This is a genomic window from Pseudorhodobacter wandonensis, assembly GCF_001202035.1.
GTDB classification, from domain to species: Bacteria; Pseudomonadota; Alphaproteobacteria; order Rhodobacterales; family Rhodobacteraceae; genus Pseudorhodobacter; species Pseudorhodobacter wandonensis.
Map to the genome: position 1 here is coordinate 117,967 of NZ_LGHT01000045.1, position 18,847 is coordinate 136,813.

Sequence of the window (18,847 nt, forward strand, 5' to 3'; positions counted from 1 at the left end):
ACCATGGCGCTCAGCCGTCGCAACGGGCAAAAGATGAACGGCTCGATCTGGCCGGGATTTGTCGATGCGATGACGGCACTTTTGCTGGTGCTGATGTTTGTGCTGTCAATCTTTATGATCGTGCAGTCGGTTCTGCGCGAAACCATTGACACCCAAGACCATGAGTTGGACAGCTTGACCGCCCAAGTTGCGGGCCTTGCCGATGCGTTGGGTCTTGAACGAAACCGCGCTGATAATTTGGCGGCCGAGGTCGGGCAGCTGGGCAAAAGCCTGTCAGCAGCGCAGGCCGAAGGCGAAACCCAGGCGGCACTGGCGGCCTCGCTTGCCAGCCAGTTGACCGCACGCCAGACCGAGCTTGACGCCGCGACCGCGCGGATTAGCAGTTTTGAACAACAAGTCGCAAGTCTGCTTGCCGAGCGTGATGCCGCACGGGGGCAGGCTGAAACCCTGACTGCCACCGTAAGCGACCTTGAGGCCGCGCAAAGCCGGTTGATTTCCGAGCAAGAAGCACTGAACCTTGCCTTGGCCCGCGCCCGCGACGAAGTGGACGCACAAGCCGAGACTGCCCGTTTGGCCGCCGCCCGGCGCGAGGCTTTGGATGCGATGGTCGCGGATTTGAAAAACAAGCTGTCAGAAGGTCAGACAAGCCTTGCCGACACCCTTGCCCGCCTGACCGAGGCCGAAGGAAAAGCCAAAAATAGCGGTGCGGAATTGGCCGCACTGGCCGCACGGCTAGGCGCCGCGACTGACGCGCAAACAAAAACAAATGCGCGTGCCGAAGCGTTGGCCGCCGAAGTTGCGCGGTTGCAAAAAGAGTTGCTGCTGGCGCAAGGTGCGAACCAGGATGTGCAGTCCCTAAAGGACCGCATGGTCACCCTAGAGGCCAGCCTGTCCGAGGCCGAGAAAAACCGGTTGGCCGAGCTTGCCGCCGCCGAAGCCTTGCGAAACCAGTTGAAAGGGGCCGAGACCTCTCTGACCAAAGAGCAGGCCGCTTTGTTGGCAGAACGGGCCGCCGCCGAGGCTTTGCGGGCGCGGCTTGAAGGGGTCGAGACCAAGCTGACCGCAGAAGAAGAGGCGCGGCTTGCCGATCTTGCAGCGGCAGAGGCACTGCGGGCGAAACTTGCCTCGTCAGAAACCGAGCTGACGGCAATGACTTTGGCCTTGGAAGAACAGCGCAAACGGGCCGAAGAAACGCTGACCTTGTTGGCGGCAGCGCAGGCAGCGGCGGCCCAATCTGGCGATGATCTGACGGGCAAGGACGCGCTGCTTGCCACAGCCCGCGCAGCTTTGGCCGAGGAAAAGACCAAATCAGAAGATAATGCCCGCAGGGTGGCGCTGTTGAACGAGCAAATCGCGGCATTGCGCGGCCAGTTGGGTGATTTGCAAGGCCTGCTGGATGCCGCTGCAGCCAAAGATCAGGCCGCCGATGTTCGACTCGATTCCTTGGGGACGCAGCTGAATACGGCGCTTGCGCAGGTTGCGGCCGAGCAAAAGAAGCGGGCCGAGCTGGAGGAGGCCGAGCGCAAGCGATTGGAGGCCGAGACGAAGAAGCTGGAAACCTTCAGGTCCGAATTCTTTGGCCAGCTGCGGAGCGTTCTGGCCGGGCGGGACGGCGTTCGGATTGTGGGCGACCGGTTTGTATTTTCAAGCGAAGTCTTGTTTCAACCCGGATCGGCCGATCTGGCCCCCGAAGGTCGCAGCCAGATCGCGGGTGTTGTCGCTACTTTGCGTGAGGTTTCAGGGCAAATTCCAGCCGGGATTGACTGGATTATCCGGGTGGATGGCCACACCGATAATGTCCCGCTTTCGGGGGCCGGAGCCTTTGCCGATAACTGGGAGCTGAGCCAGGCCCGCGCCCTTTCGGTGGTACGTTTCATGCAAAATGATCTGGGTTTTCCGCCGAACCGGATGGCCGCCACGGGGTTCGGGGAATGGCAGCCTGTAGCAGCAGGAGACACCGAGGCCGCGCGGGCGCAGAACCGGCGGATCGAGTTGAAACTGACCGAGCGCTGAGCCCGCATTCGCATATCGCCCGCGTGCGGACGTTTCCGCAACGCATTGTAATAAAATAATATTTCTTAAAAAATTAACCTTTTAGTAACCCGCCATCCCACGGTCTGGTTTGCTGTGGAAAAGGCTGGCGCGGACGGGTCTTTGCGCCGCGAAATAGCGTGTTTGGCGCGATGAACGCAGAAATCTCAACGCATGCGCTAGGGCAAGATTTCTACGGTAACGGCTTTTTGGCCAAGCGTTTCCACGCCACGCTGATGCGCGACAATGCCCGTGTAGCTGCCTTTCGGCCAACCCTTGGGCGGGCGGCGTTTGCCGATGGTGCGCATGGCGCGGGCCTGGGTTTTGGACAGGGTGACAGTTTCATGCAAGATCTTGCCGTCCGGTCCGGTGAGTGTGAAAATGAGCCTGTCACCAGCGCGGGTGCCAAAGAGATGCGCCCAGAGCGCCAGAACCGGAGCAGTTTGGGGCAAGCGGGCGTTGACGGCAGTGCCGGATTTTACCGCATCAAAACTGGGAATAGCTGGGCCGAAACCGACTGAAATCAGACCGCCGGGTTGAAAGGGCAGGGCCGGAGAAAAGAGGCTTGGCGCAGGGGCATCGCAACTTGCGATATCGGTCGGGGAAAACGGGTCAACCACCTGACCATTGTGGCGCAGGGACAAGTGAAGATGCGGGAATTCGGTGTTACCGGAAAGGCCGATCTGGCCGAGCGGCGTGCCGATGCTGACGCTCTGACCCTGCCGCACTTTGATGCTGCCCCGTTTGAGGTGGCAATACTGGGTTTCCCACCCCTCGGGATGGGCAAGAACCACGCCATTGCCGCAATCTTGGCCGTTAATATCTGGCGCATCGGGCGCATTGGCCATTATATCTGGCAGGCCATCGCGTGTCGCGCGCACCGTACCTGCAGCGGCCGCGCGAACCGTGACACCCTTTTCCATGTCAGCAAGCGTGGGAACCGCGATATCGGTGCCTTTGTGGCCGTCATAGCTGAGCGGGCCGCAGGTAAAATCGCGGGCCTGCGGGCCGGGGTCGTGATCGACATATTGCTGGATGAAACAGGTTTCTGTCAGCGTGCAATCGACAGGAAAAGTCAAAGAAAAGGCCCCCGCAGATGCAGGGGCCAAAAGCAGAATGGTAAGGGCCTTCATTTTGCCCCGTTACTCGGCAGTGAGCAGCGGGGTTTTCTTGCCGGTGATGCGCGGCTTGCCCGGCTCTTCATAGCTAAGGTCGAGGCTGCCGTCTTTGATGCCAACCTTGACCACGCCGCCTTTCATCAACTTGCCAAAGAGCAGTTCTTCGGCCAGAGGCTTCTTGATGTGTTCCTGAATCACGCGGCCAAGGGGACGCGCACCCATTTTATCATCATAGCCCTTTTCGCCCAGCCAGTTCGCAGCCTCTTCGGACAGCTCGATATGGACATTGCGATCCAAAAGCTGCGCCTCGAGTTGCAAGACGAATTTTTCGACCACTTGGCGGATGACTTCGCGGCCCAAGGGGGCAAAGCTGATCACCGCGTCAAGGCGGTTGCGGAATTCGGGGGTAAAGGTACGCTCTACCGCGGCGGTATCTTCGCCAGTCCGCCGGTCACGGCCAAAGCCGATGGCGGATTTGGACATTTCTTGCGCGCCGGCGTTCGAGGTCATGATGAGGATGACATTGCGGAAATCGACGGTCCGGCCGTTATGGTCGGTCAGTTTGCCGTGATCCATGACTTGCAGCAGGATGTTGTACACATCCGGATGCGCCTTTTCCATTTCATCCAGCAACAGCACACAATGCGGGTGCTGGTCAACGCCATCGGTCAACATGCCGCCCTGATCAAACCCGACATAGCCCGGAGGGGCGCCGATCAGGCGTGAAACGGCGTGTTTTTCCATGTATTCGGACATGTCAAAGCGCAGCAGTTCCAAGCCCAATGTATTGGCAAGTTGCTTTGCCACCTCGGTTTTGCCGACGCCTGTGGGGCCGGCAAACAGATAGTTGCCGATCGGTTTTTCAGGCTCGCGCAGGCCGGCGCGTGCAAGTTTGATCGACGAGGCCAGCGCCTCGATCGCCTTGTCCTGACCAAAGACCACACGTTTTAGCGATTTTTCCAGATCGCGCAGCACCTCGGCATCGTCTTTGGTGACGTTTTTCGGCGGGATGCGGGCGATCTTGGCGACCACAGCCTCAATTTCCTTGGTGCCGATGGTTTTGCGGCGTTTGGATTCGGCTACAAGATGCTGTGCGGCGCCTGCCTCATCAATCACGTCGATTGCGGAGTCGGGCAGCTTGCGGTCGTTGATATAGCGCGACGCCAGTTCAACAGCCGTTTTGATCGCATCGGCGGTGTAGCGCAGATCGTGGTGTTCCTCAAAATGCGGTTTAAGGCCCATCAGGATTTTGATCGCGTCCGGCACGGAAGGTTCGTTCACGTCGATCTTTTGGAAGCGACGCGAGAGGGCGCGGTCTTTTTCAAAGTGCTGACGGAACTCTTTATAGGTCGTCGAGCCCATGGTGCGCAGTTTGCCGCCCTGAAGCGCGGGTTTCAGCAGGTTTGAGGCATCCATAGCACCGCCCGAGGTGGCGCCGGCACCGATGATGGTGTGAATTTCGTCAATAAAGAGAATTGCGTCGGGGTGTTCCTCGGTTTCTTTGATGACGGCTTTCAGGCGTTCTTCGAAATCGCCACGGTAGCGGGTGCCGGCCAGCAATGCGCCCATATCAAGGCTGTAAATCGTGGCCTTGGACAGGATTTCGGGGGTTTCATGGCGGACAATTTTCCATGCCAGACCTTCGGCGATGGCGGTTTTGCCTACGCCGGGGTCGCCCACCAAAAGCGGGTTGTTTTTGCGGCGGCGGCAGAGGACCTGGATGCAGCGCTCTACCTCGGCCTCACGCCCGATCAGGGGGTCGACATCGCCTTTGATGGCTTTGACGTTCAGATCGACGCAGTATTTGGACAGTGCCGATTCTTTGGCTTCGCCAGCCTCGCCCTTGGGGGTTTCCATATGCTCTTCGGCGCCGGTGATCGGCCGGGATTCGCCAAACTCGGGGTCTTTGGCGACGCCGTGGGCGATGTAATTGACCGCGTCATAGCGGGTCATATCTTGTTCTTGCAGGAAGTAGGCGGCGTTGGATTCGCGTTCGGCAAAGATGGCGACCAGCACGTTGGCGCCGGTAACTTCGTTACGGCCAGAGGATTGAACGTGAATGGCGGCACGCTGGATGACGCGCTGGAAGGCGGCTGTGGGCACAGCCTCGGACCCGTCAACATCGGTGACCAGCGTGGACAGGTCATCATCAATGAAATCGACAAGCGTTTTGCGCAATTCATCCAGATCAACCGAGCACGCCTTCATGACGCGCGAGGCCTCGGGTTCATCAATCAATGCCAGAAGCAAATGTTCCAGCGTGGCAAGTTCGTGGCGGCGCGCGTTGGCCAAAGCCAAAGCGCCATGGATTGCCTGTTCAAGCGTCGTGGAAAATGATGGCACGGTATAGTGCTCCTCGTGTTCTGCTGGCCTTTGGGGCGCGTTACCCCTTTGACCATGGCCTCATACTATTAAGGATCGGTTTTATTTCGGCAGCTTCAAGTCTTTTTTCCGATTATTTGAGGTTTCTGTCGTAACTGTGGAAAAAAGTGATGAAGGGTGGGGGGATAGGGTTAAAATTTGTCCTTGCGGGCACGGATTTCGGCAAAAACATCGACATCAAGCGCGCCTGTCATGCCAATCGCGGCTTTCATGTCGGGGTTCGGGGCGCGGAGGAACGGGTTGAACTGACGTTCTTGCGCCAAGGTTGTAGGGATCGTCGGCATGTTTGCGCCGCGCAGTTTATCCACCTTGTCGGATAAAGACATAAGGCCGGAATTGCCGGGTTCAAGGGCCAGTGCAAAACGAATATTGCTGGCGGTATATTCATGGCCGGAAAACAGGCGGGTGGCATCGGGCAGGGGCGTCAGCTTTTGCAGGCTGGTCCACATTTGCGCGGGCGTGCCTTCGAACAGGCGGCCGCAGCCCATCACCATAAGGCTGTCACCGGAAAACAGTGCCTGCGTTGTGGGAAAGTGAAAGGTGATATGGCCGAGCGTATGGCCCGAGAGGTCGAAAATATCGGCGCGTTCGCCGCAGATCGTGACGGTTTCGCCATCCTTTAGCGAATGATCCAGCGCGGGCAAGCGGTGGGCATCGGCAGCGGCGCCCCAGATTTTTGGCCGCGCGGGCAAGCCTGCGACAAGATCGGGCAGGCCGTCGATATGGTCCCAGTGATGATGTGTTAACAAGACATCGGTAAGCTGCCAGCCGCGGGCCGCAAGGGCCGCAAGGATGGGAGCGGCCTCGGGGATGTCTACCAGCGCGGTTTCCTGCGTGGCCGCGTTGTGGATGAGATATGCGTAATTGTCTTTCAGGCAGGGGATGGTCAGGATTTCAAGTGCCATGGTCTTTTGCCTCGGTTTCGGTATTGTTATGTTAACTTCGCCCGAAAAAGGCCTTGGCTGCAATGCATCTTGATGTGCTGGATCTTCGCAATTTCTATTATCGGACCAAACTGGGCCGCGTGGCGCAGCGTGCGATCAGGGATACGGTGGTGCGGATGTGGCCTTCGGCCGCCGGACAAACGGTTGTCGGCTTTGGCTTTGCCGCGCCATTGATGCGGCCCTATCTGGCCGATGCGCGGCGGGTGCTGGCGTTGATGCCCGCGCCGCAAGGGGTGATGCCCTGGCCTGCGGGCATGGCGAATGTGGCGGTGCTGTGCGAAGAAACCGCATGGCCGCTGGCCACAGGAATTGTGGACCGGCTGATCATGATGCACGGGCTTGAAACATCGGAGCAGCCGTCTTTTGTCTTGGAAGAGGCCGCGCGGGTGCTTGGCCCCGGCGGGCGGGCGCTGTTTATCGTGCCGTCACGTTCGGGCCTGTGGGCGCGGCGCGATGGAACGCCTTTCGGTTTTGGCCGCCCTTTTTCGATGCGCCAGCTGGAAACGCAATTAAAGCAGCATGACTTCACGATCGAGCACAGCACATCGGCGCTGTTTGGGCCGCCCTCGGGGCATCCGTTCTGGCTGCGGACATCCGATTTCTTTGAGCGCAACGGCAGGCGGTGTTCGGCCTTGCTGACCGGTGGCGTGCTGATCGTCGAGGTGTCAAAGCAGCAGCGCGCGCCGGTGCAGGGGGGCTTGGGGGCTGTGGTGCGCCGCCCGTTGCGGGTGCTGGAGGGCATGGGCCAAGGCGCGCCCGAACCTGCGCTGCGGGGCAAAGCGCCGACGGGTGACTGAACCATACCGCATGGCATGGACGCGCGCCTGCTGATTCGCCGTGCGGGCGGTGATGCACATCGCATGCGGCCCATGCTGCGCGATTGGCGAGAGGGCTGCTGCCTGAGTTTGAAGCCGGTAAATTGTTGCACCTGAACTGCGAGAGCGAAAGGGGCGCCCAAACCAGAATCATGATGCCGCCCCTTGGGGCCATTGTTTTGTGAAACCGGCATAAGTTTTTCATATTCGGGCAGGCGGGGCGGCGCCTTTCGGGGCAAAACTACAGATTGAACTTGTTTTCGGCGTTGGGATGATGCTGTTTAGATGCAGCGCGACATGTTAGCGCAGATCACAGGCAATTTACTATTTCTTCATGGTTGCGGCAGAAAACCGCCTCTGCTACACACCTTCAAAATTCAGACGCATGCATGTGTATGCGCCATAGGATGCCCTTGTTTTATGTGACGTGAAACGGGGCCTAATTTCGGAAGGGATGACGTGTCAGAATCAGCTTCGATCTCCTCCGGCATTGCTGCACGCTACGCCACTGCTCTGTTCGAGCTGGCGAAGGAAAGCAAAGCGATCAAGACGCTGGAGGGTGACATTGACGCCCTTGATGCGGCCTTGGGCAGCTCTGCCGACCTGAATGCCTTGATCGCCTCGCCGGTATACACCCGCGCGGATCAGGCAAAAGCGATTGCAGCAATTGCCGCGAAAATGGGGCTTTCACCCCTGAGCGCCAATACATTGGCATTGATGGCGTCAAAACGCCGTCTGTTTGTGTTGCCGCATCTGACCAAGATTGTGCAAGACAAGATCAGCGAAGAAAAAGGCGAGGTGACCGCTGAGGTGACTTCGGCCGTCAAGCTGAGCGCTGCACAGGCGAAAAGCCTTGCCGCGACACTGAAAGCCAGTGTCGGCAAGGATGTGAAACTGAAAACCGCTGTCGATGAATCCCTCATCGGTGGTCTGATCGTAAAGCTGGGTTCTACCATGATCGATACGTCGGTTAAGGCAAAGCTCGCGGCTCTCCAGAATGCAATGAAAGAGGTCGGATAAATGGGTATCCAAGCAGCTGAAATTTCTGCGATCCTGAAGGACCAGATCAAAAACTTTGGCCAAGAAGCCGAAGTGGCCGAAGTTGGCCGCGTATTGAGCGTAGGCGATGGTATCGCCCGTGTTCATGGTCTGGACAAGGTTCAGGCAGGTGAGATGGTCGAATTCCCCGGTGGTATCCGCGGTATGGCCCTTAACCTCGAAGTCGATAACGTCGGTATCGTTATTTTCGGCGATGACCGCGCGATTAAAGAAGGTGACGTTGTCAAGCGCACCAAGTCGATCGTGGACGTTCCAGTTGGTGACGAGCTGCTGGGCCGTGTTGTTGACGGTCTGGGTAACCCGATCGACGGCAAAGGCCCGATCGGCGCGAAAAAGCGTGCGATTGCAGACGTTAAGGCCCCCGGCATCATTCCGCGCCAGTCGGTGCATGAGCCAATGGCAACCGGCCTGAAATCGGTTGACGCGATGATCCCCGTTGGCCGTGGCCAGCGCGAATTGATCATTGGTGACCGTCAGACAGGTAAAACAGCCATCGCGCTGGACACCATTCTGAACCAGGCGTCCTACAACAAAGCCGCTGGCGATGACGAAAGCAAAAAGCTGTACTGCGTTTACGTAGCTATCGGCCAAAAGCGTTCGACTGTTGCGCAGTTGGTGAAGAAGCTGGAAGAAACCGGCGCGATTGCATACACCACTGTTGTGGCTGCGACCGCTTCTGATCCGGCACCGATGCAGTTCCTGGCACCTTACGCCGCGACCTCGATTGCCGAACACTTCCGTGACAATGGCCGCCACGCGCTGATCATCTATGATGATTTGTCCAAGCAGGCTGTATCTTATCGTCAGATGTCGCTGCTTTTGCGCCGCCCACCAGGCCGCGAAGCCTATCCTGGCGACGTTTTCTATCTTCACTCGCGCCTGTTGGAGCGTTCGTCGAAGTTGAACAAAGATCATGGTTCGGGTTCGTTGACCGCGCTGCCGATCATTGAAACCCAAGGCGGCGACGTTTCGGCGTTTATTCCGACAAACGTGATTTCGATCACCGACGGTCAGATCTTCCTTGAAACCGAACTGTTCTATCAGGGCATCCGCCCCGCTGTGAACACCGGTCTGTCGGTGTCGCGCGTTGGGTCGTCTGCTCAGACGGATGCGATGAAATCGGTGGCTGGTCCGGTTAAGCTGGAATTGGCGCAGTACCGCGAAATGGCGGCCTTTGCGCAGTTTGGTTCCGACCTTGACGCCTCGACCCAGCAGTTGCTGAACCGTGGTGCGCGTTTGACCGAATTGATGAAGCAGCCACAGTATGCACCGCTGACAGGCGCAGAAATTGTCTGCGTGATCTTTGCCGGTACCAAGGGCTACCTTGATAAAATCGCGGTAAAAGATGTTGGTCGTTATGAGGCTGGCTTGCTGAAGCACCTGCGTTCTAACCATGCGGATCTGTTGGCGGATATCACCAACAACGACCGTAAGGTGAAGGGCGAGCTTGAGGACAAGATCAAAGCCGCATTGAATGCATACGCAAAAGATTTCGCCTAAAGGGGTAGGTAGATGCCGAGCCTAAAGGACTTAAAAAACAAGATCACGAGTATCAAAAATACTCGTAAGATTACAAAAGCCATGCAGATGGTTGCCGCGGCGAAACTTCGCCGCGCGCAGGAAGCTGCCGAAGCTGGTCGGCCCTATGCCGAGCGGATGACAGCAGTGATGGCGGGGCTTGCGGCCTCGGTTGGCACCTCTGCCTCGGCGCCCCGGCTTTTGGCCGGGACCGGCGAGGACAAGGTGCATCTGCTGGTGGTGATGACGGCTGAACGCGGCCTTTGTGGCGGTTTCAACTCTTCGATCGTGCGGATGGCACGGTTGAAGGCGCAGGAACTGCTGGGCAAAGGTAAGACGGTCAAGATTTTGACCGTTGGCAAAAAAGGCCGGGAACAGCTGAAGCGCGATTTCGCGTCATTGATGATCGGTCACGTTGACCTGTCTGAGGTGAAGCGGGTGGGCTATACCCAAGCGCAGGCGATTGCCAAAGACATTCTGACACGCTTTGACGCGGGTGAGTTTGACGTGGCGACGCTGTTCTTTAACCGTTTCCAATCGGTTATCAGCCAAGTCCCAACTGCGCAGCAGGTAATTCCCGCAAAGTTTGATGCGGCGGATGCAGGCGATGCAGTTGCTTTGTACGATTACGAGCCGTCAGAGGAAGGCATCCTTGCCGACCTGTTGCCGCGCGGTGTAGCGACGCAAGTCTTTACCGCTTTGCTTGAAAACGGGGCCTCGGAACAGGGTGCCCGGATGAGTGCGATGGACAACGCAACCCGCAACGCCGGCGATATGATCGACAAGTATACGACGATCTACAACCGCTCGCGTCAGGCTGCGATCACCAAAGAGCTTATTGAAATCATCTCGGGCGCTGAGGCGCTCTGACCCGCTTAACGGAGTATTGACATGGCGAAAGCACCAAAAGCAGCCGGTAAGATTACGCAGGTAATCGGCGCTGTCGTGGACGTGCAGTTTGAGGGTGACCTTCCGGCCATCCTGAACGCACTTGAAACAACCAACAACGGCAAGAAACTGATCCTTGAAGTTGCGCAGCACCTTGGCGAAAGCACTGTTCGTGCGATTGCTATGGACGCGACCGAAGGTTTGGTTCGTGGCGAAGCTGTTTCCGACACAGGCCTGCCGATTTCGGTTCCAGTTGGTTCGGCCACACTGGGCCGCATCATGAACGTAACCGGCGACCCGGTTGACGAAAAAGGCCCGGTAAGCACGAAAGAGCGTCGCTCGATCCACGGTGAGGCACCGACCTTTGCCGAACAGTCGACCGAGACCGAAATTCTTGTGACCGGCATTAAGGTTATCGACCTTTTGGCACCTTACACCAAAGGTGGTAAAATCGGTCTGTTCGGCGGCGCGGGCGTTGGCAAAACCGTTTTGATCATGGAATTGATCAACAACATCGCCAAAGTGCACTCGGGCGTGTCGGTGTTTGCTGGCGTGGGTGAACGTACCCGTGAAGGCAACGACCTTTACCACGAGATGATCGAATCCGGCGTTATCGTTCCCGATGATCTGGAAAAGTCGAAAATTGCGCTGGTGTATGGCCAGATGAACGAGCCTCCAGGGGCGCGTATGCGGGTTGCTTTGTCGGGTCTGACCCTGGCGGAACAGTTCCGTGATGACACCGGTTCGGACGTTTTGTTCTTTGTGGACAACATCTTCCGCTTTACCCAAGCTGGTTCGGAAGTGTCGGCTCTGCTTGGCCGTATTCCTTCGGCTGTGGGCTATCAGCCAACACTGGCAACCGACATGGGCGCCATGCAGGAACGTATTACATCGACCAAAAACGGTTCGATTACCTCGGTTCAGGCCGTGTACGTACCTGCGGATGACCTTACCGACCCTGCGCCTGCAACCTCGTTCGCCCACTTGGACGCGACGACCGTTCTGGACCGCTCGATCTCGGAAAAGGGTATTTACCCGGCTGTGGACCCGCTTGGTTCGACCTCGCGTCTGCTTGACCCGCTGATCATCGGTGAAGAGCATTATGCGGTGGCAACATCTGTTCAGCAGACTTTGCAGCGCTATAAGTCGTTGCAGGATATCATCGCGATTTTGGGTATGGACGAATTGTCGGAAGACGACAAAGTGGCCGTTGCCCGCGCGCGTAAGATTGAGCGTTTCCTGAGCCAGCCTTTCGACGTGGCAAAGGTATTTACCGGTTCCGACGGCGTTCAGGTGCCATTGGAAAAAACCATCGCTTCGTTCAAAGCTGTGGTTGCTGGTGAATATGACCACCTGCCAGAAGCTGCCTTCTATATGGTTGGCGACATTGATGATGTTATCGCCAAAGCGCAGCGTCTTGCTGCAGCTGCGGCATAAGGGGGCGACATGGCCGCGACTTTGCAATTCGACCTGGTATCACCGGAAAAGCGGCTTGCCTCGTTTCAGGCGGTCGAAGTCCAGATTCCGGGCGCTGATGGCGACATGACGGCGATGGAGGGGCATTCCCCCACCATCACCACCTTGCGCCCCGGCATTCTGAAGGCAGTTGGTGCCGATCAAACATTGGCGTTTGCTGTGACCGGCGGTTTTGCCGAAATCACGGCGGCAGGTGTTTCGGTTCTGGCCGAGCAAGCTGTTGCAGTCGATGATCTGTCTGGCACTGTGCTGGATGGCATGATCGAACAAGCCCGCGAGCTGGCCGCTATGGCATTGCCCGAGGATAAGGATGCAGCGGAAAAGCTGGTGCAGGATATGATGGTTTTGCGGAACCACGAAGCGCACTAAGCCCGTGATAAAATTCTGAAAAGGCCCCGACGTTGTTCGGGGCCTTTTTTATTCGGGCAGGGGGGCCTTGGGTTTGGCCGCGTGATTGGGGCTAGTGATTTGGACTAGTGATTTTCTGGGCTGCATCTATTCTGTCGCGGGGCTTTGGGATTTAAAGCAGTGGGACGATTTGGAATGAAGCGATTTTTGGCCCATAGTTTGGGCATCGAGCAGGGCTCGCCTGTGTTGTTTTCAGATTTTGCCGATGGCGGCGCGATGTGGACCGGGAATGGCCCGCGCGAAAGCCGCCATGTTGTGACGTTTTCGGAGGCTTTTGTCGGCGTGCCGGTGGTCACGGTTTCGATTTCGATGTGGGATATGGACCGCGCGACCAATTCGCGGGTCGATATTACAAGCGAGGAAGTGACGGCCGAGGGGTTTCATCTGGTGTTTCGCACCTGGGGCGATACACGAGTGGCCCGTATCCGCGCGGATTGGACCGCGATTGGCAGCCTGCGCGATGCGGATGATTGGGTGCTGGATTAGGCAGGCGCCCCCCCGTTTGTAGGGGGGCACATTCAACGGACCGCAGGCGTTTTAGCTGCGGTACATGCCTTCGTAAATCGGGCTAAGGGTTTCAGTTTCGAACAGCGAGGACACGGATGTGCCGTTCCAGATGTTCAAAATAGCCTGGGCAAACATTGGTGCGGTTGGCAGGATGCGGATGTTGGGGCAGTTTTTGACGGCATCTGTGGCGGCGATGGAATCGGTGATAACCAAAGATTTCATCACGGAATTGGTCACGCGGGCGACTGCGGGGCCAGACATCACACCGTGGGTGATATAGGCGTGAACCTCGGACGCACCGTTTTCAAGCAGCACTTCGGCGGCTTTGCACAGGGTGCCCGCCGTATCGCACATGTCGTCGACGATAATGCATTTCTTGCCCGTGACATCACCAATCACCGTCATTTCAGCCACTTCACCGGCCTTTTCGCGGCGTTTATCAACGATTGACAGGGGGGCGCCGATGCGTTTGGCCAATTCGCGTGCACGGGCCACGCCGCCTACGTCGGGCGACACGACCATTGTATCCGCCATCGAGCCTTTGAATTGCGACATGATGTCGAGCGCAAAGATCGGTGAGGCGTAGAGGTTATCAACCGGAATATCGAAGAAACCCTGAATCTGGGCTGCGTGCAGATCGAGCGTCAGGATGCGTTCGATGCCGGCCTCGACCATCATATTCGCCACCAGTTTCGATGAAATCGGTGTGCGGGCCTTGGTGCGGCGATCTTGGCGGGCATAGCCGAAATAGGGGATCACAGCGGTGATGCGCGCGGCCGATGAACGGCGCAGCGCGTCGGTCATGATCAGCAGTTCCATCAGGTTGTCGTTGGCAGGGTTCGAGGTGGGCTGGATGATGAACATATCCTCGCCACGGACGTTTTCGAACACTTCGACGAAAATCTCGCCATCGTTGAACCGTTCCACCCGTGCGTCAACCAATCCCACGCTCATGCCACGGTGCAGTGACATGCGCCGCGCAATGGCGGTTGCCAAGGGCATGTTGGCATTGCCGGAGATTAACTTGGGTTCATTGCTGGTGGCCATGGGTTCGTCCTTTGAGCAGTGGCAGCAGGGATTCGGGTGGCATTGACACCGCTTATCATCGGGCTAGGGTCGGCGCAAACCTTGGACAGCCGGAGAGGCGCTAAAATGACCCATATTGATTACTACTTTGCCACTATTTCCCCGTTCACTTATTTGGCGGGCACACGGCTGGAAGAAATCGCCGCAAGGCATGGGGCAAGCATTGCGTATAAGCCGTTGGATGTGGTGGCGCTGTTTGGCCGCACCGGCGGGCAGGCGCCAAAGGACCGGCATGAAAGCCGCAAGGCCTATCGCGTGCAGGAAATGCGGCGGCAGGCGGCCAAACTGGCGATGCCGATGACCCCTGCGCCGATGTTTTTCCCTACCAACCCCGCGCCGTCATCCTATGCCATTATTGCGGCACAGGCGGCGGGTGGTGGGGATTTGGGCGGTTTGGTCCATGCCATCACGCGGGCCTGCTGGGCGGAAGAAAAGAACATCGCCGAGGATGAGGTGATCCGCGCGGCGCTGACGGCGGCAGGGTTTGATGCGGGGCTTGCCGATCGCGGGATGTTGGCAGGGGCCGAGACCTATGCCGCCAATCTGGAAGAGGCCGTTTCGCGCGGGGTGTTCGGTGCGCCGTTCTATGTGGTTGGCGACGAGAAGTTTTGGGGCCAGGACCGGCTAGAGGACCTGGATCTGTATCTGGCAGGCAAGCTGTAAGGCGCGGGCGCTGTTAGCCGCGAAAGGCGTCTAGCAGCGCGTCAACCTCTTGCGCTGTGGTGCACCATGCGGTGACAAGGCGGCACAATCCGTCGCCCATGTCGTAATAAACCGCCCCAGCCGCTTTGGCGCGGGCATGGGCGGCAGCGGGCAGGCGGGCAAAGGCGATATTGGCCTGCACCGGATGCAGCAGCTCTGCGCCGTCAATCGCGCCTAGACCTGTGGCAAGGCGGGCGGCCATCGCGTTGGAATGGCGGGCCAATTCCAGCCAATAGCCGTTTTCAAACCATGCCCCAAGCTGTGCCGCGACATAGCGCATTTTTGAGGTGAGGTGGCCCGCGCGTTTGCGGCGCAGCTCCAGCTCCCATGACTTGGCGGGATCAAAGAGGACAATCGCCTCGGCCCCCAAGAGACCGTTTTTGGTGCCACCCAGCGTCAGCACATCAACACCTGCGCGCCACGTCAGATCGGCGGGGCTGGCGTTGGTGGCGGCCAGCGCGTTGGCAAAGCGGGCGCCATCCAGATGCGTGGCAAGGCCCGCCGACTTGGCAAGCGCGGTCAGGGCGGTGGTTTCGGCAACCGAATAGGTGGTGCCGGCCTCGGTCACGTTGGTCAGGGACAGGGTTGAGGGCTGCACCGAATGCACCGAGCCGTCGGTTTGCGCCAAGGCGGCTGCCAGCGTATCGGGCGTCATTTTGCCATGCGCGCCTTCGGCCAAAAGCAGCTTGGCGCCGCCGCTGAAAAACTCGGGCGCGCCGCATTCATCCTCGGCGATATGGGCGCGGCGGTGGCAGAGAACGGCGCCGAAAGGCGGGGTGTAAAGCGCCAGCGCCAGCGCATTGGCGGCGGTGCCGGTGGTGACAAGGTGAACCTCGGCCTCGGGCGCGTCAAATACGTCGCGGATTTGGCTGCGCAAGTGGGCCATCGGTGCATCGGCCCCGTAAGACAGGGTTTGGCCGGTGTTGGCGCGGGTCAGGGCATCCATGATCGGCTGCGGGATGGGCGCGCCGTTGTCTGAGGCGAAAAACATCAGGGACGCTCCGCTATGATATAGTTTTCCCAGTCTTCCTCATCCACCTGCGATTCCGGCACGGTCCAGCCGCGCACAGAGGCATCTGCGAGGTGCACCGATTCCGGATCGCCGGAAATGAGGGGGTGCCAATCGGCCAAGGGTTTGCCTTCATGGACCAAACGATAGGCGCAGGTGGTGGGCAACCAATAGGCGATTTGTTCCAGCTTTTTGGGGGTAAGCTGCACGCATTCCGGCACATATTTGTGGCGGGTCGCGTAGTTGGAGCAGCGGCAGCTATCGCCATCAAGCAGGCGGCAGGCGACGCGGGTAAAGGCAACCTCGCCATTGTCTTCATATTCGATCTTGTTCAGGCAGCATTTGCCGCAGCCATCGCACAGCGCCTCCCATTCTGCGCCTGACATCTTTTTCAGCGGCACAGTTTCCCAATAGCGCGGGCGCAGGCCGGTGGCGGCGGCGATAGGGGGCAGTTTTTCGGTCATTTTACAGCCTGCAGAATGTTGCGCGCGCGGTCGCAATCGGCGTGCATTTGGGTGACTAGGGCATCAAGGCTGTCGAACTTTTCCTCGCCACGCAGCCATTCGACAAAGGCGATGGACAAGTGCTGGCCATAAAGATCGCCTTTGAAATCAAAGAGAAAGGTTTCAAGGTTGGGGCGGTTTTCGCCAAACATCGGGCGGGTGCCAAGGTTGGCGGCGCCAAGGTAATGGCCTTTTTGCGGGCCGGTCAGCACATCGGCATAAACGGCGTAAACGCCATTTCGGGGCAGGTGCAGGCCGGTCACATCCATATTGGCGGTGGGAAAGCCCAGTTGCCGCCCGCGCTTTTCGCCATGGATCACCGCGCCATCGATGCGGTGCCAATGGCCCAGCATTTGGCTGGCGGTTCTGGTGTCGCCGTCTGACAAGGCCTGCCGGATGCGGGTTGAGGAAATATCGGTGTTATCCACCTGCACAAGATCGGCAAGATGGACCGTGATGCCCTGTTCGGCACATAGGGTTTTCAAATCGGCGGCGGTGCCTTTGCGGCCTTGGCCAAAGCAGAAATCGGCGCCGACGGTGACATGCGACACACCAAGGCCATCGGCCAGAACCTGCGTCACGAAGGCTTGCGGTGACAGGCTGGCGAGGGTGGCGTCAAAAGGCAGCTCGAACAGGGTTTGGACGCCCAGTTTGGCCAAGCGGTTGGCGCGGGCCTCGGCATTCATCAGGCGAAACGGGGCGGAGTGCGGGGCGAAATAGCTGCGGGGGTGGGGTTCAAACGTCACAATTCCCAAGGGGCCATGCTGTGCTGCAAGCGAGATGACGTGTTGGTGGCCAAGGTGAACGCCGTCAAAATTGCCCATCGCAACGGATGCGCCGCGGTGTTCGGGGGAAATCCCTTGCCAATGTTGATAAACCTGCATGCCCGTCCTTACGGGCGATGCCCGATGTCAATCAAACTTGCGGCTTGGCGCCAAAACCAGTGCTTCGCCCTTTAGCACCACGGTATCGCCCACTGTGCAATGGGTTTCAAGGGTAACACGGCGGCGACCGATATCTATCGCAGTGACTTTCACCTCGGCATAGACGCGATCACCGGGGCGGACGGGGGCCATAAATTTCAGGCTTTGGCCCAGATAGACCGCACCATGGCCGGGAAGTTGCTCGCCGATCACCGCTGAAATCAGGCCGGCGGTCAGCATTCCATGCGCGATGCGGCCTTCAAATATCGTGTCTTGGGCATAGGCATCATCCAGATGCACGGGGTTCCGGTCGGTCGAAACCTCGGCAAACAGTTCGATGTCGCGGTCGGTGACGGTTTTATAGAGATGGCGGGACATGCCGATTTCAATATCTTCGATGCAGATGGTTCCGCGTGGTTGATTATCAAGCATGACCGAATCCCTATGTTGTCCCAATTAGGCATCACCGGGAAAACATAGCAAATGCCGCAGTGCAGCGCAATCGTGTTGGTAATTTATTTTCGATTGCACTACTTTATTTGCAACAATCTTGCGTGTAGGACTAGCGCAGGATGCCCATGACATAGGTCGGATTGCGCTGTTCGGTGGCAAGCCAGGCATCCAGAGCGGCGGCATCCAGATTGTCGGCAGGGCCGAATTGGCCGACGCACAGCCCCTCGGTCAGGAACAGGCTGTCGAGGTTTTCTTGCATGGCGCCAAGCACATCTGTGTTGATGCCATCGCCGACGCAAAGGATGTCGGCATCCAAGGTTTCGCCGGCCAAGGCCGTTAGGCGGCGGCGTGCGAGGTCATAGATAGGGGGGTGGGGTTTGCCGAAATACAGCACCTCGCCGCCCATTTCCTCATAAAGCTGGGCCAAAGCGCCAGCGCAATAGATGCGTTTGTCACCGAAATCGACGACGATATCAGGGTTGGCGCAAAGCATCTTCAGGCCGTTGGTTTTGGCATAGAGGAACGCGGGGCGATAGTCATCAGGGGTTTCATCAAATTCCGCGTTGGGACCGGTGCAGATGATACCTGTCGCCTGATCAAGGGGAACGCGCTCGATCGGGTTTGCGGCGGCCATTTTTGCCAGTGCAGGATCGGCGAATTCATCAAAGAAGGCCTGATCTTTGGGCATAGGGCCGATGTGGTGCACGCGAGTTCCGACCGCACCCGAGAGATAGGCATATTGCGTGGCGTCGCCCGAGGTTATCACCTCATCATAGGCATCGCGGGGCACGCCGATACGGTCAAGTTGCTGCAAAACGCTGGGTTTCGGGCGGGGGGCGTTTGATACGAGGATAACAACACCGCCTTGGGCGCGAAACGCCTGCAAAGCTGCTACGGCCGCCGGAAATGGCTTTACGCCGTCATGCACGCAGCCCCAAAGATCGCAAAACAGGGCGCGATATTTGGGGGCGATTTCAGCAAAGCTGGTCAGGATTTGGGGCATATTGGGTCCAGTATCGGGGGGA

Annotated in this window: 18 protein-coding genes; 9 read left to right on the forward strand and 9 right to left on the reverse strand. The window is 58.3% G+C overall.

All coding sequences use genetic code 11. The features are described from left to right. Positions 1-3 precede the first annotated feature (3 nt). Entirely contained in the window at positions 4-2,013 is a 2,010-nt protein-coding gene (locus tag AKU79_RS18155; protein WP_050525004.1) for a peptidoglycan -binding protein, read from the forward strand. A gap of 197 nt (positions 2,014-2,210) precedes the next feature. Here AKU79_RS18155 and AKU79_RS18160 read toward each other — a convergent pair whose 3' ends face one another. The 3 genes from AKU79_RS18160 to gloB all read right to left on the reverse strand — a co-directional run bounded on the left by AKU79_RS18160 (position 2,211) and on the right by gloB (position 6,436). Then, positions 2,211-3,164, reverse strand: a complete 954-nt coding sequence (locus tag AKU79_RS18160; protein WP_082224118.1) for a M23 family metallopeptidase — start codon at positions 3,162-3,164, stop codon at positions 2,211-2,213. A gap of 9 nt (positions 3,165-3,173) precedes the next feature. Beyond that, positions 3,174-5,492 carry an ATP-dependent Clp protease ATP-binding subunit ClpA gene (gene clpA, locus AKU79_RS18165; protein ID WP_050525005.1) on the reverse strand — a complete coding sequence of 773 codons (2,319 nt, stop codon included), beginning with the start codon at positions 5,490-5,492 and terminating at the stop codon, positions 3,174-3,176. 170 nt (positions 5,493-5,662) lie between these two features. Then, positions 5,663-6,436 (reverse strand): hydroxyacylglutathione hydrolase, encoded by a 774-nt coding sequence (gene gloB / locus AKU79_RS18170; protein WP_050525006.1) that lies wholly within the window; start codon positions 6,434-6,436, stop codon positions 5,663-5,665. A 62-nt stretch (positions 6,437-6,498) separates the two neighbouring features. On the opposite strand from gloB, the gene AKU79_RS18175 reads away from it, so the two are divergent. The 7 genes from AKU79_RS18175 to AKU79_RS18205 all read left to right on the forward strand — a co-directional run bounded on the left by AKU79_RS18175 (position 6,499) and on the right by AKU79_RS18205 (position 13,125). Continuing rightward, a complete protein-coding gene (locus AKU79_RS18175; protein WP_050525007.1) occupies positions 6,499-7,272 on the forward strand; it encodes a methyltransferase domain-containing protein in 774 nt (257 codons plus the stop codon). Between the two features lie 477 nt (positions 7,273-7,749). Continuing rightward, positions 7,750-8,310, forward strand: coding sequence for a F0F1 ATP synthase subunit delta (locus AKU79_RS18180; RefSeq protein ID WP_050525008.1), 561 nt, complete (start codon positions 7,750-7,752; stop codon positions 8,308-8,310). Continuing rightward, the gene (gene atpA, locus AKU79_RS18185; RefSeq protein WP_050525009.1) at positions 8,311-9,849 is read left to right on the forward strand and encodes a F0F1 ATP synthase subunit alpha; all 1,539 of its coding nucleotides are present in this window, start codon (positions 8,311-8,313) and stop codon (positions 9,847-9,849) included. It begins immediately after the preceding gene. Positions 9,850-9,861: 12 nt separating this feature from the next. Then, complete coding sequence (locus AKU79_RS18190; RefSeq protein ID WP_050525010.1) at positions 9,862-10,737, forward strand: F0F1 ATP synthase subunit gamma; 876 nt, start codon at positions 9,862-9,864, stop codon at positions 10,735-10,737. Positions 10,738-10,758: 21 nt separating this feature from the next. Continuing rightward, positions 10,759-12,192 carry a F0F1 ATP synthase subunit beta gene (gene atpD, locus AKU79_RS18195; RefSeq protein WP_050525011.1) on the forward strand — a complete coding sequence of 478 codons (1,434 nt, stop codon included), beginning with the start codon at positions 10,759-10,761 and terminating at the stop codon, positions 12,190-12,192. A gap of 9 nt (positions 12,193-12,201) precedes the next feature. Further along, positions 12,202-12,600, forward strand: coding sequence for a F0F1 ATP synthase subunit epsilon (locus AKU79_RS18200; RefSeq protein ID WP_050525012.1), 399 nt, complete (start codon positions 12,202-12,204; stop codon positions 12,598-12,600). A gap of 174 nt (positions 12,601-12,774) precedes the next feature. Then, a complete protein-coding gene (locus AKU79_RS18205; RefSeq protein WP_050525013.1) occupies positions 12,775-13,125 on the forward strand; it encodes an H-type lectin domain-containing protein in 351 nt (116 codons plus the stop codon). A 51-nt stretch (positions 13,126-13,176) separates the two neighbouring features. Here AKU79_RS18205 and AKU79_RS18210 read toward each other — a convergent pair whose 3' ends face one another. Then, the gene (locus AKU79_RS18210) at positions 13,177-14,193 is read right to left on the reverse strand and encodes a ribose-phosphate pyrophosphokinase (protein WP_050525014.1); all 1,017 of its coding nucleotides are present in this window, start codon (positions 14,191-14,193) and stop codon (positions 13,177-13,179) included. 105 nt (positions 14,194-14,298) lie between these two features. Between AKU79_RS18210 and AKU79_RS18215 the strand changes: the two genes are divergently transcribed. Then, positions 14,299-14,895, forward strand: coding sequence for a 2-hydroxychromene-2-carboxylate isomerase (locus AKU79_RS18215; RefSeq protein WP_050525015.1), 597 nt, complete (start codon positions 14,299-14,301; stop codon positions 14,893-14,895). Between the two features lie 13 nt (positions 14,896-14,908). On the opposite strand, the gene AKU79_RS18220 is transcribed toward AKU79_RS18215, so the two are convergent. The 5 genes from AKU79_RS18220 to AKU79_RS18240 form a co-directional block, all read right to left on the reverse strand. Further along, positions 14,909-15,925, reverse strand: coding sequence for a threonine aldolase family protein (locus AKU79_RS18220; protein ID WP_050525016.1), 1,017 nt, complete (start codon positions 15,923-15,925; stop codon positions 14,909-14,911). Further along, positions 15,925-16,407 carry a YcgN family cysteine cluster protein gene (locus AKU79_RS18225; protein WP_050525017.1) on the reverse strand — a complete coding sequence of 161 codons (483 nt, stop codon included), beginning with the start codon at positions 16,405-16,407 and terminating at the stop codon, positions 15,925-15,927. The genes AKU79_RS18220 and AKU79_RS18225 overlap by 1 nt, the downstream gene beginning before the upstream one ends. Further along, entirely contained in the window at positions 16,404-17,330 is a 927-nt protein-coding gene (locus AKU79_RS18230) for a bifunctional riboflavin kinase/FAD synthetase (RefSeq protein ID WP_050525018.1), read from the reverse strand. Before AKU79_RS18230 ends, AKU79_RS18225 begins: the two co-directional genes overlap by 4 nt. A gap of 27 nt (positions 17,331-17,357) precedes the next feature. Continuing rightward, a complete protein-coding gene (locus tag AKU79_RS18235) occupies positions 17,358-17,801 on the reverse strand; it encodes a MaoC family dehydratase (RefSeq protein ID WP_050525019.1) in 444 nt (147 codons plus the stop codon). 130 nt (positions 17,802-17,931) lie between these two features. Continuing rightward, positions 17,932-18,825 carry a TIGR01459 family HAD-type hydrolase gene (locus AKU79_RS18240; RefSeq protein WP_050525020.1) on the reverse strand — a complete coding sequence of 298 codons (894 nt, stop codon included), beginning with the start codon at positions 18,823-18,825 and terminating at the stop codon, positions 17,932-17,934. Between the last annotated feature and the right edge of the window lie 22 nt (positions 18,826-18,847).

Excerpts from the sequence above, each read along its gene's own strand:
- AKU79_RS18155 (WP_050525004.1), top strand. The coding sequence starts at position 4 with ATGGCGCTCAGCCGTCGCAACGGGCAAAAGATGAACGGCTCGATCTGG.
- AKU79_RS18160 (WP_082224118.1), bottom strand. The coding sequence starts at position 3,164 with ATGAAGGCCCTTACCATTCTGCTTTTGGCCCCTGCATCTGCGGGGGCC.
- gloB (WP_050525006.1), bottom strand. The coding sequence starts at position 6,436 with ATGGCACTTGAAATCCTGACCATCCCCTGCCTGAAAGACAATTACGCA.
- AKU79_RS18175 (WP_050525007.1), top strand. The coding sequence starts at position 6,499 with ATGCATCTTGATGTGCTGGATCTTCGCAATTTCTATTATCGGACCAAA.
- atpA (WP_050525009.1), top strand. The coding sequence starts at position 8,311 with ATGGGTATCCAAGCAGCTGAAATTTCTGCGATCCTGAAGGACCAGATC.
- AKU79_RS18190 (WP_050525010.1), top strand. The coding sequence starts at position 9,862 with ATGCCGAGCCTAAAGGACTTAAAAAACAAGATCACGAGTATCAAAAAT.
- atpD (WP_050525011.1), top strand. The coding sequence starts at position 10,759 with ATGGCGAAAGCACCAAAAGCAGCCGGTAAGATTACGCAGGTAATCGGC.
- AKU79_RS18200 (WP_050525012.1), top strand. The coding sequence starts at position 12,202 with ATGGCCGCGACTTTGCAATTCGACCTGGTATCACCGGAAAAGCGGCTT.
- AKU79_RS18205 (WP_050525013.1), top strand. The coding sequence starts at position 12,775 with ATGAAGCGATTTTTGGCCCATAGTTTGGGCATCGAGCAGGGCTCGCCT.
- AKU79_RS18210 (WP_050525014.1), bottom strand. The coding sequence starts at position 14,193 with ATGGCCACCAGCAATGAACCCAAGTTAATCTCCGGCAATGCCAACATG.
- AKU79_RS18215 (WP_050525015.1), top strand. The coding sequence starts at position 14,299 with ATGACCCATATTGATTACTACTTTGCCACTATTTCCCCGTTCACTTAT.
- AKU79_RS18220 (WP_050525016.1), bottom strand. The coding sequence starts at position 15,925 with ATGTTTTTCGCCTCAGACAACGGCGCGCCCATCCCGCAGCCGATCATG.
- AKU79_RS18225 (WP_050525017.1), bottom strand. The coding sequence starts at position 16,407 with ATGACCGAAAAACTGCCCCCTATCGCCGCCGCCACCGGCCTGCGCCCG.
- AKU79_RS18230 (WP_050525018.1), bottom strand. The coding sequence starts at position 17,330 with ATGCAGGTTTATCAACATTGGCAAGGGATTTCCCCCGAACACCGCGGC.
- AKU79_RS18235 (WP_050525019.1), bottom strand. The coding sequence starts at position 17,801 with ATGCTTGATAATCAACCACGCGGAACCATCTGCATCGAAGATATTGAA.
- AKU79_RS18240 (WP_050525020.1), bottom strand. The coding sequence starts at position 18,825 with ATGCCCCAAATCCTGACCAGCTTTGCTGAAATCGCCCCCAAATATCGC.